The 18,062-nt window shown below is 74.9% G+C and carries 14 protein-coding genes; 8 read left to right on the top strand and 6 right to left on the bottom strand.

Annotated features, from left to right (window positions below):
- Positions 1-257 precede the first annotated feature (257 nt).
- Genes G011_RS0103105 through G011_RS0103095 form a run of 3 tightly spaced genes read left to right on the top strand, consistent with a single transcriptional unit; the run spans position 258 to position 5,184 of the window.
- Positions 258-1,643, top strand: a complete 1,386-nt coding sequence (locus G011_RS0103105; RefSeq protein WP_019607176.1) for an MFS transporter — start codon at positions 258-260, stop codon at positions 1,641-1,643.
- Positions 1,640-3,736, top strand: coding sequence for a molybdopterin oxidoreductase family protein (locus G011_RS0103100; RefSeq protein WP_019607175.1), 2,097 nt, complete (start codon positions 1,640-1,642; stop codon positions 3,734-3,736). Before G011_RS0103105 ends, G011_RS0103100 begins: the two co-directional genes overlap by 4 nt.
- A complete protein-coding gene (locus G011_RS0103095; RefSeq protein WP_019607174.1) occupies positions 3,733-5,184 on the top strand; it encodes an FAD-dependent oxidoreductase in 1,452 nt (483 codons plus the stop codon). Before G011_RS0103100 ends, G011_RS0103095 begins: the two co-directional genes overlap by 4 nt.
- Positions 5,185-5,353: 169 nt before the next feature.
- Here G011_RS0103095 and G011_RS0103090 read toward each other — a convergent pair whose 3' ends face one another.
- The 6 genes from G011_RS0103090 to G011_RS0103065 all read right to left on the bottom strand — a co-directional run bounded on the left by G011_RS0103090 (position 5,354) and on the right by G011_RS0103065 (position 11,639).
- Entirely contained in the window at positions 5,354-5,917 is a 564-nt protein-coding gene (locus tag G011_RS0103090) for a DinB family protein (RefSeq protein ID WP_026337964.1), read from the bottom strand.
- A gap of 153 nt (positions 5,918-6,070) precedes the next feature.
- Positions 6,071-6,553, bottom strand: a complete 483-nt coding sequence (locus tag G011_RS0103085) for a DUF1772 domain-containing protein (protein ID WP_019607172.1) — start codon at positions 6,551-6,553, stop codon at positions 6,071-6,073.
- Positions 6,554-6,826: 273 nt separating this feature from the next.
- Positions 6,827-7,996: a PP2C family protein-serine/threonine phosphatase gene (locus G011_RS0103080; RefSeq protein ID WP_019607171.1), complete on the bottom strand. Its 1,170-nt coding sequence runs from the start codon at positions 7,994-7,996 to the stop codon at positions 6,827-6,829.
- Between the two features lie 196 nt (positions 7,997-8,192).
- Positions 8,193-9,647 carry an MFS transporter gene (locus G011_RS0103075; RefSeq protein WP_019607170.1) on the bottom strand — a complete coding sequence of 485 codons (1,455 nt, stop codon included), beginning with the start codon at positions 9,645-9,647 and terminating at the stop codon, positions 8,193-8,195.
- A gap of 286 nt (positions 9,648-9,933) precedes the next feature.
- Entirely contained in the window at positions 9,934-10,575 is a 642-nt protein-coding gene (locus G011_RS0103070; protein ID WP_019607169.1) for a DsbA family oxidoreductase, read from the bottom strand.
- Positions 10,576-10,697: 122 nt separating this feature from the next.
- Complete coding sequence (locus tag G011_RS0103065; RefSeq protein WP_019607168.1) at positions 10,698-11,639, bottom strand: ADP-ribosylglycohydrolase family protein; 942 nt, start codon at positions 11,637-11,639, stop codon at positions 10,698-10,700.
- 282 nt (positions 11,640-11,921) lie between these two features.
- On the opposite strand from G011_RS0103065, the gene nirB reads away from it, so the two are divergent.
- The 5 genes from nirB (at position 11,922) to G011_RS0103040 (ending at position 18,055) form a co-directional block, all read left to right on the top strand.
- Positions 11,922-14,423, top strand: a complete 2,502-nt coding sequence (gene nirB / locus G011_RS0103060; protein ID WP_019607167.1) for a nitrite reductase large subunit NirB — start codon at positions 11,922-11,924, stop codon at positions 14,421-14,423.
- Entirely contained in the window at positions 14,420-14,791 is a 372-nt protein-coding gene (nirD, locus tag G011_RS0103055; RefSeq protein WP_019607166.1) for a nitrite reductase small subunit NirD, read from the top strand. The genes nirB and nirD overlap by 4 nt, the downstream gene beginning before the upstream one ends.
- Positions 14,788-15,963 carry a uroporphyrinogen-III synthase gene (locus tag G011_RS0103050; RefSeq protein WP_019607165.1) on the top strand — a complete coding sequence of 392 codons (1,176 nt, stop codon included), beginning with the start codon at positions 14,788-14,790 and terminating at the stop codon, positions 15,961-15,963. The genes nirD and G011_RS0103050 overlap by 4 nt, the downstream gene beginning before the upstream one ends.
- A 70-nt stretch (positions 15,964-16,033) precedes the next feature.
- Positions 16,034-16,726: a sirohydrochlorin chelatase gene (locus tag G011_RS0103045; RefSeq protein ID WP_019607164.1), complete on the top strand. Its 693-nt coding sequence runs from the start codon at positions 16,034-16,036 to the stop codon at positions 16,724-16,726.
- 174 nt (positions 16,727-16,900) lie between these two features.
- The gene (locus G011_RS0103040; protein ID WP_019607163.1) at positions 16,901-18,055 is read left to right on the top strand and encodes a dual specificity protein phosphatase family protein; all 1,155 of its coding nucleotides are present in this window, start codon (positions 16,901-16,903) and stop codon (positions 18,053-18,055) included.
- Positions 18,056-18,062: the final 7 nt, after the last annotated feature.

Here is an 18,062-nt window from a genome sequence, read left to right as displayed (position 1 = left end):
GCACCCGGGAGCCCCGGGACGCAAACGCCTGCGGGCGGCCCCGCCGCCGGCGGTGATCCGCACCACAACACCCACCGGGGCCCGCCGCGCCACGAACGCCTCCACCCCCTCCCACCAGGCAGGACAGGGCTTCTCACCGCGGCCGCGCGCTCCGGGTGAGCCGACTGTTTCCCGCGTGTTACGGCTGGACACCTCCAGGCAACGCGGGCTCCCTACCTTCGGTTTCGTCAGCAGCCGTCGAGCAGGAAGGCACGGCCGTGGCCTCACAGACTGGCCCGCGCGCACCGCGCACCGGTAAGAGCTGGATCTCCGCCTGGGACCCCGAGGACGAAGGGTTCTGGAACGGCGGCGGACGACGCGTGGCCCGCCGCAACCTGTGGGCCTCCATCGCCTCCGAGCACATCGGCTTCTCGGTGTGGAGCATCTGGTCGGTACTCGTGCTCTTCATGATCCCCGAGCACGGCTTCTCCACCACCCCCGAGCAGAAGTTCCTGCTCCTGTCGGTGGTCACCCTGGTCGGCGCGATCCTGCGGGTGCCCTACACCCTGGCCGTGCCCGCCCTCGGCGGACGCAACTGGACGGTCATCTCCACCCTGACCCTGGCCGTGCCCACCGTCGCCGCCTTCTTCCTGGTCCGCGACCCCGACACCCCCTTCTGGCTGCTGCTGGTCCTGGCCGCCACCGCGGGCGTGGGCGGCGGCAACTTCTCCTCCTCCATGGCCAACATCAACTCCTACTTCCCCGAACGGGAGAAGGGGTGGGCGCTGGGCCTGAACGCGGGCGGCGGCAACATCGGCGTGGCCACCGTCCAGCTCGTGGGCCTGGCCGTCATCGCCCTGTTCACCACCTCCGCCGGACACCTGGTCCCGCTGTTCTACGCACCGCTGATCCTGCTGGCCGCCTGGTGGGCGTACCGGTCCATGAACAACCTGGTCCACGTGCGCAACGACGTCTCAGCGCAGCTGTCAGCCGTCCGCGACCGCCACTTCTGGATCATGTCGCTGCTATACGTGGGCACCTTCGGCTCCTTCATCGGCACCGGGTTCGCCTTCGGCCTGCTGCTGCAGTCCCAGTTCGGGCTGGCGCCCGTGCAGTCCGCCGCGATCGCCGTGCTCGGCCCGGTCATCGGCTCCCTGATCCGCCCCGTGGGCGGCAGGATGGCCGACTCCCTGGGCGGGGCCCGCGTCACCCTGTGGGTCTTCCTGGCCATGGCCGCCTGCGCCGCCGTCCTGGTGCTCTCCGTCCAGGCCGCCCACCTGGCCCTGTTCATGGGCGCGTTCGCGGTGATGTTCGTCCTCACCGGCCTGGGCAACGGCTCCACCTACAAGATGATCCCCTCCCTGTACGCCGCACGCGCCGAGGACGCCATCGCCGCCGGGGAACCCCGGGAACAGGCCCTGGCCCGCACCAAGCGCGTGGCCTCCTCCGTGCTCGGCCTCATCGGCGCGGTCGGCGCCCTGGGCGGGGTGGGCGTCAACATCGCCTTCCGCGAGTCCTTCGCCGCCACCGGCTCCACCGCCCCGGCCTTCGTCGTCTTCGGCGCCTTCTACCTGGCGTGCGCCGCCGTCACCTGGGCGGTCTACCTGCGCCGCCCCTCCGCCTCCCCGGTCGGCGCCGCCAGCGTGGAGAGCGCCGACCGATGACCACCACGCACTGCCCCTACTGCGCGCTCCAGTGCGCCATGCACCTGGAGCCCGGCCCCGACGGGCGCCTGGCCGCCCGCCCCGCACCCTTTCCCACCAACCGCGGCGGACTGTGCCGCAAGGGCTGGACCTCCGCCGAGGTCCTCACCGTCCCCGACCGCCTCACCCGCCCCCTGGTGCGCAAGGACCGCGGCGCCGACCTGGTCGAGACCGACTGGGACACCGCCCTGGACCACGTCGCCGAACGCCTGCTGGCCCTGCGCGCCGAGTCCGGCCCCGACACCGTCGCGGTCTTCGGCAGCGGCGGCCTGACCAACGAGAAGTCCTACACCCTGGGCAAGTTCGCCCGCCTGGCCCTGGGCACCTCCCAGATCGACTACAACGGCCGGTTCTGCATGTCCTCGGCCGCGGCCGGGGGCACGCGGGCCTTCGGCCTGGACCGGGGGATGCCCTTCCCGCTGACCGACGTCGGCGAGGCCGAGGTGGTCCTGCTGGCCGGGGCCAACCCGGCCGAGACCATGCCGCCGATGATGGGCCACCTGTCCGCGCCCACCCTCATCGTCATCGACCCCCGCCGCTCGGCCACCGCCCAGGTCGCGCTCTCCGACGGCGGCATGCACCTGGCCCCCCGCCCCGGCACCGACCTGGCCCTGGCCCTGGGGCTGCTGCACGCCGCCCGCGTCCAGGGCTGGTGCGACGAGGAGTTCCTCACCGAGCGCACCACCGGGTTCGAGGCCGCCTGGGAGCACGCCGCCGCCTGGTGGCCCGAACGCACCGAACAGGTCACCGGGGTTCCGGCCGCCCGCATCCGCGCCGCCGCCGACCTGCTGGGCCGGGCCGCCCGCAACCGCTCCGCCTACGTCCTGACCGGACGCGGCGCCGAACAGCACGCCAAGGGCACCGACACCGTCTCGGCCTGGATCAACCTGGCCCTGGCGCTGGGTCTGCCCGGCCGCTGGGGCTCGGGGTACGGGTGCATCACCGGCCAGGGCAACGGCCAGGGCGGGCGCGAACACGGCCAGAAGGCCGACCAGCTCCCCGGCTACCGCAGGATCGACGACCCCGCCGCCCGCGCCCACGTGGCCGGGGTGTGGGGCGTGGACCCCGACGCCCTGCCCGGCCCGGGCCGCTCCGCCTTCGAACTCCTCGACGCCCTGGGCAGCGGCGGCGGACCGCGCGCCATGCTGCTGTTCGGCTCCAACCCCGTCGTCTCGGCCCCCGACACCGCGCGCGTACGCGCCCGCCTGGCCTCCCTGGACCTGCTGGTGGCCGCCGACTTCGTGCTCTCCGAGACCGCCGCCATGGCCGACGTCGTGCTGCCCGTGGCCCAGTGGGCCGAGGAGAGCGGCACCATGACCAACCTGGAGGGGCGCGTCCTGCGCCGGACCCGGGCCGCCGCCCCGCCCGAGGGGGTGCGCACCGACCTGGAGGTGCTCTCCGCGCTGGCGGTGCGCCTGGGCCAGCCCGCCGACCGCTTCCCCACCGACCCCGACGCCGTCCTGGCCGAACTGGGCCGGGCCTCGGCCGGGGGAGCCGCCGACTACTCCGGTGTCACCCCCCAGCGCCTGGCCTCGGGCGAGGCCCTGCACTGGCCCGTGCGCGCGCAGGAGCCGCCCACGCCCCGGCTGTTCCTGGACGCCTTCGCCCACCCCGACGGGCGCGCCCGCCTCGTCCCGGTCGCCCACCGCCCACCCGCCGAGGACACCGACGCCGACTACCCCCTCGTGGCGACCACCGGACGGCTGATGGGCCACTACCAGTCCGGCGCCCAGACCCGCCGCGTCGGCGAACTGGCCCGGGCCGAACCGGAGGCGTACGTGGAGGTGCACCCCGACACCGCCGCGCGCGCCGGGCTCGCCGCGGGCGACTGGGCCCGCGTCACCTCCCGGCGCGGCCACACGCGCGCCCGGGTGCGGCTGGCGCCCACCGCCCGCCTGGACACCGTGTTCCTGCCCTTCCACTACGCGGGCGCCCAGTCCGCCAACAACCTGACGAACCCGGCGTTGGACCCCACCAGCCGCATGCCCGAGTTCAAGGTGAGCGCGGTGCGGCTGGAACCCGAGGACACGCACACACCAGGAGGCAGCAGTTGAGCACCGTGCAGGGCGCGTCCCCGCGTCAGATCGTGGTCGTGGGCAACGGGATGGTCGGCGCCCGCTTCGCCGAGGAGACCGCACGCCTGGACCCGACCGGAGAACGGGTCCACGTGAGCGTGGTCGGCACCGAGCACCACCCCGCCTACAACCGGGTCCTGCTCTCGGGCGTGGTCGCCGGGGACTACACCCCCGAGCAGATCCGCCTGCCCGTCCCCGACACCCCCGGCGTCACCGTGCGCACCGGCACCACCGCCACCGCCCTGGACACCGAGCGGCGCACCGTCACCCTGGACGACGGCAGCACGCTTCCCTACGACGAACTCGTCCTGGCCACCGGGGCGCGCGCCTCCTTCCCCCCGGTCACCGGGGTCGCCGGACCCGACGGCGCCCCCGGCGACGGGGTGACGGCCCTGCGCGACCTGGACGACTGCCAACGACTGCTCGCCCTGGTCCGCCCGGGCGCCCCCGTGGTGGTCCTGGGCGGGGGCGTCCTGGGCCTGGAGGCCGCCCGCGGCCTGGTCGGACGCGGCATGCGCGTGTCGGTGGTGGAGTCCTCGCCCTGGATCATGCGCCGCCAGATCGACCAGCCCGCCGCGCGCATCCTGGCCGAACGCTACGCCGCCCTGGGCGTGACCGTGCACTCCTGGCGGGTGGCCGCCCGCTGGGTTCCGGGCACCGGCCTGGAACTGGACGACGGCCGCGTGCTGCCCGGCGACGCCCTGGTGGTCACCGCCGGGGTGCGCGGCAACATCGAACTGGCCAAGGACGCCGGTATCGAGGTCGAGCACGGCGTCATCGTGGACGACCGCCTCGCGACCTCCGACGCCCGCGTGCACGCCATCGGCGACTGCGCCCAGCACCCCGGCGGCGGAGCCGGACTCATCCAGCCCGGCTGGGAGCAGGCCGCCGTCCTGGCCCGGCGCCTGACCGGCGCCGCACCGCACGCCCTCTACTCCGGGGCCAGGCCGCTGACCCGGCTCAAGGCGGAGGGGATCGAGCTGACCGCGTTCGGGCGGGTGCACGAGGAGGACGCCGACGACCTGGAGACGGTGACCATCAGCGACCCCTACGGCGGACGCTACGCCAAGCTGTCGGTGAGCGAGGAGAAGGTGGTGGGCGCGGTGCTGCTGGGCTTCCCCGAGGCCGCCGCGACCCTGGCCCAGCTCTACGACACGGGCGCCCCGGTGCCCGCCGACCGGCTGGCGCTGCTCCAGGGGCTGCCGACCGCCGCCCCGGAGGAGGCCGACGGCGCGGCCGCCGATGCGCTGGTGTGCCGGTGCAACGCCGTCAGCCGCACCGAGATCGAACAGGCCTGGCTGGACGGGGCGCGCACCCGCGAGGCCATCGCCGAACGGACCCGGGCCACGACGGGCTGCGGGGGGTGTGTGCGGGACGTCCGGGCGCTGCTGTCGGGGATGCAGGGCCAGGCCACCGCGGGGGTCTGACCCCGGGGGGACGCGGCCCGGGACCTCGCCGGGGCCGGGCCGGAGGGGGGCCGTCCGGCCCGGGGGAGCCGGGCGCGCGTGCCCCAGCCGCGCCCGGGCGGAGCTTCCGGCCCCGCAGTGGGCGGGAGGGGCAGGGCCGGGGTGCCGCGGCGCCTGGGCCGGGAGCCGACTACTGGCCCCGGCGGCCGTCGATGCGCTCGCGCAGAAGGTCGGCGTGCCCGTTGTGGCGGGCGTACTCCTCCACCATGTGCACCAGGACCTGACGCAGGTCCCACACCCGGCCGTTGTGGGGCTCGGTCCAGGTGGGGCTCTCCAGGTCGGGGGCGCCGGCCACGAACGCGTCGGTGTGGGCACATTCGGCCCGCCAGGTCGCCCAGGCCTCCTCCACCACGGCCGGATCGGCCACCGCCCCGTCGAAGTCCCCGTCGGGTTCGGACGCGCTGGCGTAGAGCAGGGGCGCCTGCTCGCGGCTCCGCCCGCCCAGGCGGCACCGGAACCAGGCCCGCTCCACCTCCGACATGTGCCGCACCAGCCCCAGCAGGGACATGGTGGAGGGGTGCACCGAACGGCGGGCCAGCGCGTCGGCGTCCAGACCCGAGCACTTCAGCTCCAGGGTCATGCGCTGCAGGTGCAGGAACTCGACCAGGACGGCGCGTTCGCCGACGGGGCGGGGGCGGCCCTCGCGGGGGTCCTCGCCCGGGGCCAGGAACATGTCCGCGCGCTGTGTGCTCATGGGAGGGAGCATCGTCCACGCGCCGCCGGTGCGCAACGGGTTTTCCCGCCCCGCCCGGCCGCCGTCAGGGTTGGGGGCTCCGGCTGGTCGGAGGCGCGGGTACGGCTGGGCACGAGCGGGGGAGAGGCCTTTGGCGGTGGGCGTACGCCGGGGTCAGCGCAGCGCGAGGACCACACACAGGAGCGCGACCAGCGAGGTCAGGGTACGCACGTTGTTCCAGCGCACCCACACCGGCTCGAAGGCGGCGCGCACGGCGGCCGGGTCCGCGATCCGCTCGGCCGGGCCCTGCCGGTCCAGGACGTTGTTGCGCGGGACGTTGACCGCGAAGGTGGACACCAGGGCCGCCACCAGGCACAGCAGTGCCGCCCCCGACCACACGGCGGAGGCGGTCGCGCCGACGCTGGCGTAGAGCACGGCGCAGGCCAGCACCGCCACCGGGGCGCCGATGAAGACCACGGCGAAGAACGGGTTGAGGATGGCGACGTTGATCCCCTGCATCGCCTCGATCATCGCCCGGTCCCCGGACCTGCGCAGACCCGGCATCACCGCGATCGAGAACGCGAAGAACAACCCGGCGAACAGACCGGTCGCCACCACGGCGAACACCGGAACGACCACGTGCACCATCTCCGCCACGCCACACCCCGGATTCTGTTGTCCTGCCCGCGTGTTATGGGCGGATTCTACGTGCCGCGCGGAACGTCCACGGCACTCCCGTCCCTTGCGTAGCGGGCGGCACCACCGGCCCGTCCCGCACACCCGCCGCACCAGGCGTCCCGCCCGCCTCCGAGCGACGCCTCGCACACCACTCCCGGAGGCCGCACACCGCCCCGCGCGACACCCACCGCGGATGGACGGAGAGGGCCGGTGGCCGCCCGCCGCGAACGGGACCGCGCGGGGAGTTCCGGGTCAGCCGTGCCACTCGCAGAAGAGCACCGTGGCGTCGTCGCCGAACCTGCCGTGGTGGTACTCCAGCACCGCGTGCACCAGGCGCCGCAGCGTCTCGGGAACCGGCATGTTGTCGGCCTGGTGGCGGATGACGAAGTCCACGAACCGCTCCACACCGAACTCGCGCCCCTCGGAGTCGCGCGCCTCGATGATGCCGTCGGTGTACAGCAGCAGCCGGTCGCCGGGTTCGAGCTGTTCGCGGCACACCGTCACCGGCAGCCCCAGGTCCATCCCCAGCGGGTGGGAGGGCTCGCACTCCAGGTCGCGGACCTCCTCGCCCCGGATGAGCACCGGCGGCAGGTGCCCGCAGTTGACCCAGTACAGCTCCCCGGTGGCCATGTTCAGCTCGGCCAGGATCGCGGTGGCGAAGCGGGTGCGCACGAACTCCTGGATCAGGGTGTGCTCCACCCCCCGGCACACGTCGGCCAGCGGGGTGCCCTTGCGGCGCTCGTTGCGAAAGGCCCCCACGGCCAGGTTCGCGATGAGCCCGGCGGTGGTGTCGTGGCCCATGGCGTCGAACATCGCCAGGTGGGCGGTCTCCCCGTCCAGGGCGTAGTCGAAGGAGTCCCCGGCGTTGTCGTAGGCCGGTTCGGTGGCGGCCGAGATCGTCACCCGAGAGTCGGCGAAGGTGCCGGGCGGCATGAGCGTCCACTGCATCTCCGCCGAGACCGACATGGGCTTGGTGCGGATCAGCCGGGCGTAGGCGTCGCTGTTGGAGCGCTTGGCGATGACCAGCAGCGCCACCATGGAGGCCAGGTCGCGCATCGCCGAGCGGTCGGGGTCGCCCGGGTAGCTCACGTGCAGCACGCCCAGGCGCTCGGCGCCGTCCAGGACCGGCACCCAGTAGCGCTGCTCGTCCTCCATCCGCACGGTCACGCCCGTGACGTAGGCCTGACCGGCCGGGGAGTCGTCCACCAGCAGGTCCTCACCGCCCTGGTGGGCGTCGCTGCCCTCTCCCGTGAACTCGCGCAGGACCTGCTGCTGGTGGTCGGCCAGGTAGATGCGCGCCTGGGAGAGCCCGGCGCTGTCGGCCTTCTTGGCCACGAGCGCGGGTAGTTCCTCGAAGGTGGCCAGGTGTCCGGCCCGCACGAGGGAGACCATCAGCTCGTTGGACGCGTGTTGCACCGTCATGGCAGCACCCCGGAATCCGGCACGACAGCCGTTCGTCTCACGACTCCCCACCCGCCGTGTCATCTTTCGACCAGAAAATACATCTTCGCACGTGAGAGCCTGACCGAACAGGCCACGGCCCTCATCGAAACCTCCCTCGGAGCGCCCGGTCCGAAACCGCTCACTCCGCCGGAAAGGGCGCTGACCCCACGCCCTCTCACCGGTCGGCGGTGCGTTCCCCGCGTTCCCCCACCGCGCGGGCGTCCGGCGTGTGGGGGACGGTGTCCGCGAGCGCGAGTTCGGGGGACGTCCGCTCCCGGGGTCGCGGACGCCCTTCGGGGCCGACCGGCTCCCGCCCCCGCGGGTCGTCCAGTGAGCGGAACACCGGGGCGACCAGGGCGGCGACCGCAGTGACGCCCGCCAGTACGGCGAGGACGGCTCCGGCGACGGGCAGCCCGGCCGCGGTGGCCACGGCCGCGAGCGGGGCGCTGGTGAGGGCGGGCGCGGCGAGCATGACCGTGTTCTGCGCCCCCAGGACCCGGCCGCGCATGTGGTCCGGGGTGGCCTCGACGGTCAGGACGCCGAGCACCGCCGAGGCCGGTGCGAAGGTCAGCCCCACCAGGGCCGCGGCGCCCAGCACCAGCCACGGGGAGGCCATGGTGCCGACCGCGCCGAACCCGACCAGGGTGCCGCCCATACCGAGGACGAACCAGCTGCGGCGGCGGACCCGCCCGGCGGTGGCGGCGTAGAGCGCGGACCCGGCGATGCTGCCCGCCGCGAGCGCGCTCAGCGTCAGCCCGGTGAGCCCGGGAAGCCCCTGACCGGTGAAGTAGGCGGGCATGAGGGTGGTCTGCAGCGAGCTCAGGACGGCGACGAGCACCGCGCTGATCAGGGTGGTGCCGAGCAGGAGCCGGGTGCGGCCCAGGAACCTCCACCCGTCCAGCAGGTCGGCCACCGCCCGGCGCACCGGGCCGCCGACGGCGGCCGCACCGGAGGCGTCGGCGCTCTCGGCCGGGTCGGGGCGCCGCCGGACGACCCGACCGGCCCGCGGGTCGAGCAGCAGGGTCATGGCCGCGGCGAGCAGGCTCGTGGCGGCGGTCACCAGCAGCAGCGCCGAGGACAGCCCGAGCAGTCCCACGAGCAGCCCGCCCAGGCCGGGACCGGCCAGCAGCAGGAGGTTGCCCATGGTCTCGCGGGTGGCGATCATCCGGTCGAGCCTTCCCGGCGCGGCGGCCCCGGAGCGCCCGGCCCGACCACCCGGCCGGTCGGCTCCGAGTCGGGCCAGGGCGGGCAGCAGCGTCTCCTGAGCCGTCATGCCGGGCACGCGGATCACCGCCCCCACGACGGCCAGGGCCAGGAACCAGCCCATGTCCAGGCCCCACAGGGCGTCGACCACCGGCAGCGCCGCCACCGACAGGGCGGCGAGCAGGTCGGAGACCACCGAGACCCAGCGGCGGTCGATCCGGTCCACGATCAGACCGCCGACGAGCCCGGCCAGGGCGGAGGCCGCCGTGGAGGCGGTGGCGAGCACGCCCGCCGCCAGGACGTCGCCGGTGCGGTCCAGGACGAGCAGCGGCATCACCACGCCGGCGATGCCCTTGCCCAACAGGGACAGCCCGTACGAGGCGAAGTAGACCGTGGCGCTGCGGCGCATGACCGTCTGGCCTCCCATCGGTGTTCGGGTCGGGTGGTGGCGTTCCTCCCGCCTCCTGGCCGTGCCGGGAACGCGGGGTGAACCGTGTCCCAGCAAAGGCTGTGCCGTAGCGGCACACTCAAGACCCCGAACCTGTGGCGTGGGCCACTGCGCCGAAGCGAAACCGACGACGCCCCGCCCGAACCGAGGAAGGCCCGCGCCCGGCGTGAGCCGGACACGGGCCTTCCTCGGGGACGCGGTCGTCAGGGGACGTTCGCGTGCCGGGAGTCGCCTCCCGCCCGGCCGCAGCCGGGCGGAGCGCCCTCTACCCCCGACCGGTCTGGTGGGCCTTGTCCAGGGCGGACAGCACCACCTCCACGGACTGGGCCCCCGAGATGCCGACGGCGCGGTCCATGACGAAGAAGGGCACCCCGGTCGCACCCAACCGGCGGGCCAGGGCGATGTCCTCGCGCACGTCCTCGGCGTGCTCCCCGCCCTCCAGCACCCGCCGCACCTCCTCGGGCTCCAGCCCGGCCCCGGCCGCCACCTCCACCAGGACGGCGGCGTCGCTGAGGTCGCGGGCCTCCACCAGCTGGGCGCGCATGAACCGCTCCTGCGCCCGGCCCTCCAGGCCGCGGGTCCGGGCCAGGTGGATCAGGCGGTGGACGTCGAAGGTGTTGACCATGACCCCGCCCGCGAAGTCGTAGTCCAGGCCCTCCTGGGCGGCCACCCGCGTGACCTGCTCGGTCATCGACCGCACCTGCTCGCGGGGCGCCCCCATCTTGCGCGAGAGCGAGTCGTAGACCGGCTCACTCACCCCCGGCGGGAAGGAGGGGTCCAGCTGGAAGCTGCGCCAGCGCACCCGGACCCGGTCGGCGTGCTCGAACAGCTCCAGCGCCCTCTCCAGGCGCCGCTTGCCGATGTAGCACCACGGACAGACGACGTCGGACCACACCTCGACCTGCACAGGCCACCCCCCACTCACCCACACGTTCCCCAGGCGCGTTCGCCGCTCCGGCTCCGAGCCACCCTAACCGGCACCCGGTACCGGCTACGGCGCGCGGACCCCGCGGCCCCACGGCACGACCCCTAGCCGTCGAGGCCGCCGTCCGCCAGCGCCCAACCGGGCAGTTCCTCGGTGCGCTCGGCCCACTCGGCGGGAATCCGACCCCCGGGCAGCCCCGCACCCAGGATCCCCGCCACGATCGCGCAGGTGGTGTCCATGTCCCCGCCCGGAGCGACCGCCGCCCACATCGCCGAGGCGAAACTCCCACCGCCCGCCCGCGCCCCCGACAGGACCCCGCCGTGCCGGGCCGCCACCCACAGCGTGAACGGCACCGTGTCCAACGCGCTGACCCGGGAGCCGTTGCCCAACTCGGCGGCCGCCCCCAACGGGTCGGCGGTCACCAGCAGCCTGCGGGCGGCGCCCACCGCCTCGCGCACGCGCCCCGGCCGCAGACACCCGGCCACCCCGTCCAGGAAGGGCCCGGGCCCCATCGGCTCGCGCCGTGCCACCAGCGCGGCGGCCACCGCCACCGCGACCGCGCCGTCCACCGCCTCGGGGTGGGTGTGGGTCACCCGCGCGCTCACCGCCGCCTCCCGGGCGGCCCGACCCGGATCGTCGGCGTACCAGGCGCCCAACGGGGCCACCCGCATCGCCGCCCCGTTGCCGAAGGAACCCGCCCCTTCGAACAGCTCCGCGGCCAGCGTCCGCCAGTCCCCGCCCTCGCGCACCCGGCGCAGCAGCCGCCCGGTGGCCGGGCCGTAACCGCGGTCGAAGTTGTGGTGGCGGGCGAAGGAGCCCGCCAACCGGTCGGGGTCCACCCCTTCGCCGCGCACCGCCTCCGCGTACACCGACGCCGCCATCTCGGTGTCGTCCGTCCACCACCACGGCCCCGGCGGCAACTCCCGCTCCTCCAAGAAGCGCCGGTTGGCCGGAACGAAGAACTGGGAGCCGAAGGCGTCACCCACGGCCAGGGCGGACAGACAGGACAGGGCGCGCGCGGGGCGCGTGGCGGCGAACGTGTGCATCAGCGCCCATCCTGGCCGAGCCGGGGGCCGCTGTCCACGCACCGCCGCCCGCCACCGGGCACGAAAGGACGGGGGACGGGGGCGGGTCCGCGCGACCCCTGCGGTGTGACCAACCACCCAGACGGGGCCCGCCCGGCACCCACCCTGGCGCTTCACCCCGCATCACGCACCCGCCACCTGCGGTGGCAGCACATCGAAACAAGCGCGACACATACGGCTGACCGTCGGGAAACACCCGGGAGGTTGCCTGAAACCTGTCCGACCCCGCAGCAGGAGGAGCCCATGGAAGAACTCGTCGTCATCGGCAACGGCATGGTCGGCCACCGCCTCGTCGAGGCCCTGCGCGACCGTGACACCGCCGGACACTGGCACATCACCGTCGTGGGCGAGGAGCCCCGCACCGCCTACGACCGGGTGGCCCTGTCCTCCTACTTCGACGGCGCCAGCGCCCAGGACCTGTCCCTGGGCGACCTGAGCGGCCCCCACGTGGACGTGCACGTCAACGAACGCGCCGTGGACATCGACCGCGCCAGCCGCACCGTCACCACCGCGAGCGGACGCGTCCTGCCCTACGACCGGCTCGTCCTGGCCACCGGCTCCACACCCTTCGTGCCCCCCGTGCCCGGCCACGACCTGCCCGGCTGCCACGTCTACCGCACCATCGAGGACCTGGACGCCATCACCGCCTCCGCGCGCGGCGCGCGCACCGGCGTGGTCGTGGGCGGCGGCCTGCTGGGGCTGGAGGCCGCCAACGCCCTGCGTCTGCTGGGCGTGCGGGCGCACGTGGTCGAACTCGCCCCCCACCTGATGCCCGCGCAGATCGACGAGGGCGCCGGAGGCCTGCTGCGCACCCTGATCACCGACCTGGGCGTGCGGGTCCACACCGGCTCGGCCTCCACCGCCGTGGAGGCCGGCCCCGACGGCCGCGTGGCCCGCCTGAGACTGGGCGAGGGCTCCCTGGACGCCGACCTGGTCGTGTTCTCCGTGGGCATCCGCCCCCGCGACGACCTCGCCCGCGCGATCGGGCTGGAGGTGGGCGAGCGCGGCGGCATCGTCGTCGACGACACCTGCACCACCAGCGACGCCCACATCCACGCCGTGGGCGAGGCCGCCAACCACCGCGGCACCGTGTACGGCCTCATCGCCCCCGGCAACGCCATGGCCGAGGTCGTCGCCGACCGGCTCGTGGGCGGCCGGGCCACCTTCACCGGCGCCGACACCTCCACCAAACTCAAGCTCATGGGCGTGGACGTGGCCAGCTTCGGCGACGCCCACGGCCGCACCCCCGGCGCCCTGGACGTGGTCGTCAACGACGCCGCCAGCGGCCGCTACGCCAAGCTCGTGGTCTCCGACGACGCCACCACGCTGCTCGGCGGCGTCCTGGTCGGCGACGCCTCGGCCTACGCCACCCTGCGCCCCCTGGTCGGCTCCCCCCTGCCCGGCGACCCCCTGTCGCTGATCACCCCCGAAGGCGCCACCCTGGGCGCCGACGCCCTGCCCGACACCGCCCAGATCTGCTCGTGCAACGCCGTCACCAAGGGCGAACTGACCGAGGCCATCTCCTGCGGCAACCACGACGTGCCCGCGCTCAAGGCCTGCACCAGGGCGGGCACCAGCTGCGGCTCGTGCGTGCCCATGCTCAAGCAGATCCTCGCCCAGGCGGGCATCGAGCAGTCCAAGGCCCTGTGCGAGCACTTCCCCCAGTCGCGCGCCGAACTGGTCGAGATCGTGCGCGCCACCGGCACCACCACCTTCTCCGGGCTCATCGCCGCCCACGGCACCGGACACGGCTGCGACGTGTGCAAGCCCACGGTGGCCTCCATCCTGGCCTCCCTGGGCAACGGGCACATCCTGGAGGGCGAACAGGCCACCCTGCAGGACACCAACGACCGCTACCTGGCCAACATGCAGCGCAACGGCACCTACTCGGTCGTACCCCGCATCCCCGGCGGCGAGATCACCCCCGACAAGCTCATCGTCATCGGCGAGGTCGCACGCGACTTCAACCTCTACACCAAGATCACCGGCGGCCAGCGCATCGACCTGTTCGGCGCCCGCCTCGAACAGCTGCCCGTCATCTGGAAACGGCTGGTCGACGCCGGATTCGAGTCCGGACACGCCTACGGCAAGTCCCTGCGCACCGTCAAGTCGTGCGTGGGCACCACCTGGTGCCGCTTCGGCGTCCAGGACTCGGTGGGCCTGGCCATCCGCCTGGAGGAGCGCTACCGGGGCCTGCGCTCACCCCACAAGCTCAAGGCCGCCGTCTCCGGATGCGCCCGCGAGTGCGCCGAGGCCCGCGGCAAGGACTTCGGCGTCATCGCCACCGACAAGGGCTGGAACCTGTACGTGGGCGGCAACGGCGGCTTCACCCCCCGCCACGCCGAACTCCTGGCCTCGGACCTGGACGAGGACACCCTCATCCGCTACGTCGACCGGTTCCTGATGTTCTACGTGCGCACCGCCGACCGCCTCCAGCGCACCGCCCCCTGGATCGAGTCCCTGGACGGCGGCCTGGACCACCTGCGCGACGTCGTCGTCCAGGACTCCCTGGGCATCGCCGCCGAACTGGAGGAGGCCATGGCCCGCCACGTGGACTCCTACGGCGACGAGTGGGCCGCGGTCCTGGCCGACCCCGACAAGCTCGCGCGCTTCGTCTCCTTCGCCAACGCCCCCGACACCCCCGACCCCACCATCAGCTTCACCACCACCCGCGACCAGCCGGTCCCCACCGCTCCCGTCAGCCTGGGCATGCCCGCCCGCCGACCCCAGGAGGCCACCCGATGACCGTCACCACCCAAGCCCAGCCCACCACCTGGATCGACGCCTGCTCCCCGGCGGGCCTGCGCGTGGAGGACGGGGTGGCCGTGCTGCTCCCCGACGGCCGCCAGGTCGCCGTGTTCCGCACCCGCGACCAGCACCTGTACGCCGTCGACAACATCGACCCCTACACCGGCGCCGCCGTCATCTCGCGCGGCATCGTCGGCGACCGCGCGGGCGAGCCCACCGTCGCCTCACCCATGCTCAAGAACGTCTTCTCCCTGCGCACCGGCCAGAGCCTGGACGACGAGCACGTGCGCCTGACCACCTGGCCCGTGCGCCAGACCGACACCGCCGTGCAGATCGGCGCACGCGCCCAGGAGGACACACCGTGAACACCTCCCTGGACGACGACACCGCGGCCCCGCCCGCCCACCGCCCGGCCGAACCCGCCACCACCGCGCCGCTGGCCGGGTTCACCGTCGCCGTCACCGCCGCCCGCCGCGCCGAGGAGATCAGCGCCCTGCTGCGCCGCAAGGGCGCCCAGGTCCTGGCCGCACCGGCCCTGCGCATCGTGCCGCTCAGCGACGACCAGCGCCTGGCCGCGGTCTCCGAACAGCTCGCCCGCCGCCCCGCCGACGTCGTCGTGGCCACCACCGGCATCGGCTTCCGCGGCTGGGTGGAGGCGTGCGAGACCTGGGGCACCGTCGACCCGCTCCTGGCGAGCCTGCGCACCTCGCGCCTGCTGGCCCGCGGCCCCAAGGCCAAGGGCGCCATCCGCGCCGCCGGACTCACCGAGGAGTGGTCGCCGCCCTCGGAGTCCTCCGCCGAGGTCCTGGACTACCTGCTCGCCCGGGGCGTGCGGGGGCTGCGCGTGGCCATCCAGCTGCACGGCGAACCCCTGCCCGACTTCACCGCCGCCCTGCGCCTGGCCGGAGCCGACGTCGTCGAGGTCCCCGTCTACCGCTGGACCCTGCCCGAGGACACCGCGCCCCTGGACCGCCTCATCGAGGCCGTCACCAACGGGGGAGTGGACGCGGTCACCTTCACCAGCGCCCCGGCCGCGGCGGGGCTGCTGGCCCGCGCCCACACCACCGGCCACCAGGCCGCCCTGGTCCGGGCCCTGCGCGGCGACGTCCTGGCCATGTGCGTGGGAGCGGTCACCGCACGCCCCCTCATGGCCCACGACATCCCCACCGTGTGGCCCCAGCGCGCCCGCGTCGGCGCCCAGGTCCGCGCGCTCGCCGAGGAGCTGCCCGCACGCTTTCCGACCCTGTCCGTGGCCGGACACCGCCTGCGCCTGCGCGGCCACGCCGTCCTGGTCGACGGCACCGTGCGCACCCTCTCGCCCACCCTGATGCGGGTGCTGCGCGAGTTGGCGCGCAGGCCCGGCCAGGTCCTGGACCGCACCCGCCTGCTCACCTGCCTGGGCGAGGACGCCGACGCCCACGCCGTGGAGACGGCCGTGGCCCGGCTGCGCACCGCGCTGGGCGACCCCCGCATCATCCAGACCGTGGTCAAACGCGGCTACCGGCTGGCCCTGGACCCGGCCGAACGCACCCTCTGACAGCGCACCGGCCCACCCGACCGAGGGAAAGGAAGAAGCGGACCCCGGCCCCGGCCGTCCGCGCCACGCGATGCACCGACACCCCACCCTGCTGCTGGCCGTCCACGGCACCCGCGACCCCCACGGCACCGCCGTGGCCCACTCCCTGGCCCTGCGCGTGGCCGAGGTGACGGGCCAACCCACCCGCCTGGCCTTCGCCGACGTGCTCGCGCCCAGCGTCGGCGAGGTCGCCGCCCGCACCCCGGGGCCGCTGGTGGTCGTGCCCGCGTTCCTGGCCTCGGGCTACCACGTGCGCACCGACATCCCCCACCAGCTCGCCCGCGCCGGACGCGCCGACGCCGTCATCACCCCCGCCCTGGGCGATCACCCCGCGGTCCTGGACACCGCCGTGCGCCGCCTGGTCGGAGCCGAGTACCGGCCCGGGGACGCCGTCGTGCTGGCCTGCGCCGGGACCTCCGACCCCTTCGCGGGCGCCGAGCTGGAGCAGGCGGCCCAGCGCATGTCCCAGCGCCTGGGCACCCCCGTGGAGCTGGGGTTCATCGCCACCGGCGAACCCACCGTCGCCGAACGGGTGGCCCGCCTGCGCGAGCGGGGGCACCGCAGGGTGGCCGTGGCCAGCTGGCTGCTGGCGCCGGGGCTCTTCCACGACCGCCTGGCCGGGGCGGGCGCGGACGTGGTGGCGCGCCCGCTGTGCCCGGACCCGGCCCTGGCCCACGCCGTGGCCGCGCGCTACGACCAGGCCGCCATCGCCCAGCCCGTCTGACCCGGGGGAGCGCGACACCGGCGCGGGGGAGCGGCGCCCCCGGGCCGGGGCGGTGCACCCCGTGCTCCCGGGGCATGGCCACAACCGGCCGCCGGGTGCGCCGGGCCACCGGAGGGGGAAGACCACCCGTGGGTTCCCCACCCCATCCCGGTCCGCACCACCCCGAGGACGGCCATGCCCGCAGTACCCGACCCACTGCTCGACTTCCACCACCCCGCCAGCGACCGGGCCGTCGGCGCCCTGTTCGGCGCCCCGGCCGCCGCCGCCCTGGTCGGCACCCCACCCTCCCTGACCGCGCACACCACCGGACCCGGCACCGCCCACGCCCGCCTGGTCCGCGCCGCGCTCACCGACCTGGCCGGACCCGACCAGCCGTCCCGGCCCCCCGAGGACCCCGTCGAGCACGCCTGGGCCGCGGCGCTGCGCACCGCCGCCCGCACCGGCGCCCTGCCCTCCTCCGCCCCCGCCCTGGAGCACACCACCGCCGACGACCCCCTGGGCGCCTCCTGGCGTGCCCTCACCCGCACCCGCCGCCCCGCCGAGGACCCCGCCCGCGGCTCCTTCGCCTGTACCCACCTGGTCGACTCCGTCTGGTCGGCCCACGCCGCCGCCGGGGACCGGGCCGCCCTGTACACCGGCACCCTGGCCACCGCCCTGTGGGGCGCCTCCGCCCTGCCCCTGCACGCCCTGCGCCGCCTGTCCGAGACCACCGACCCCCACACCCTGACCACCACCGCCCTGACCACCGCCCGCGGCCCCCACCCCACCCTGTGGCCCGAGCACCCCGTCCTGGTCGCCGAACCCCGCCGCCTGCCGCCCTTCGCCGTCCCCCACCCCCTGGACCCGGGCGTCCTGCTGGGCAACCTCGACCACCTGCGCGCCCACCCCGACACCGTGGACGCCGCGGTCTCGCTGTGCCGCACCCACCCCAGCGACGCACCCCACCTGCCCCCAGCCGACTGGGTACGGGTGTGGCTGCACGACCGCAGGGGCGCCAACTCCCACCCGCACTTCACCCTGGACGAGGCCGCCGCCGCGGTCGCGACCCTGCGCGCGGAGGGCAAACGCGTCCTGCTGCACTGCTGGGCGGGCGCCTCGCGCACCCCGGCCGTGGCCACCCGCTACGCCGTCACCGCCCTGGGCGCCCCCGTCCTGCCCACCCTGGCCGCCATGATCCGCACCGTGGGCGGGCACCTGGACAACCCCAGCCTGTCCACCGCCGTCGCCCGGCTCAGCGGCGTGGATCTGCCCGACCCGGCCGCCACCCTCTTCCCCGAGGGCGTGCCGCCCCGGCGCCCCGAACTGCCCGAACCCCACATCACCGGGTGACGGACAC

Origin of the sequence: Nocardiopsis sp. CNS-639 (assembly GCF_000381685.1) — a bacterium.
Lineage (GTDB): Bacteria > Actinomycetota > Actinomycetes > Streptosporangiales > Streptosporangiaceae > Nocardiopsis > Nocardiopsis dassonvillei.
The sequence above is the reverse complement of the archived record's forward strand: the minus strand, read 5'-3'. Positions and strand labels throughout refer to the sequence as shown.

Coding starts and splice junctions, on each gene's coding strand:
- G011_RS0103100 (WP_019607175.1), top strand. CDS start 1,640: ATGACCACCACGCACTGCCCCTACTGCGCGCTCCAGTGCGCCATGCAC.
- G011_RS0103090 (WP_026337964.1), bottom strand. CDS start 5,917: ATGAGCACACAGCGCGCGGACATGTTCCTGGCCCCGGGCGAGGACCCC.
- G011_RS0103080 (WP_019607171.1), bottom strand. CDS start 7,996: ATGACGGTGCAACACGCGTCCAACGAGCTGATGGTCTCCCTCGTGCGG.
- G011_RS0103075 (WP_019607170.1), bottom strand. CDS start 9,647: ATGGGAGGCCAGACGGTCATGCGCCGCAGCGCCACGGTCTACTTCGCC.
- G011_RS0103065 (WP_019607168.1), bottom strand. CDS start 11,639: ATGCACACGTTCGCCGCCACGCGCCCCGCGCGCGCCCTGTCCTGTCTG.
- nirB (WP_019607167.1), top strand. CDS start 11,922: ATGGAAGAACTCGTCGTCATCGGCAACGGCATGGTCGGCCACCGCCTC.
- nirD (WP_019607166.1), top strand. CDS start 14,420: ATGACCGTCACCACCCAAGCCCAGCCCACCACCTGGATCGACGCCTGC.
- G011_RS0103045 (WP_019607164.1), top strand. CDS start 16,034: ATGCACCGACACCCCACCCTGCTGCTGGCCGTCCACGGCACCCGCGAC.
- G011_RS0103040 (WP_019607163.1), top strand. CDS start 16,901: ATGCCCGCAGTACCCGACCCACTGCTCGACTTCCACCACCCCGCCAGC.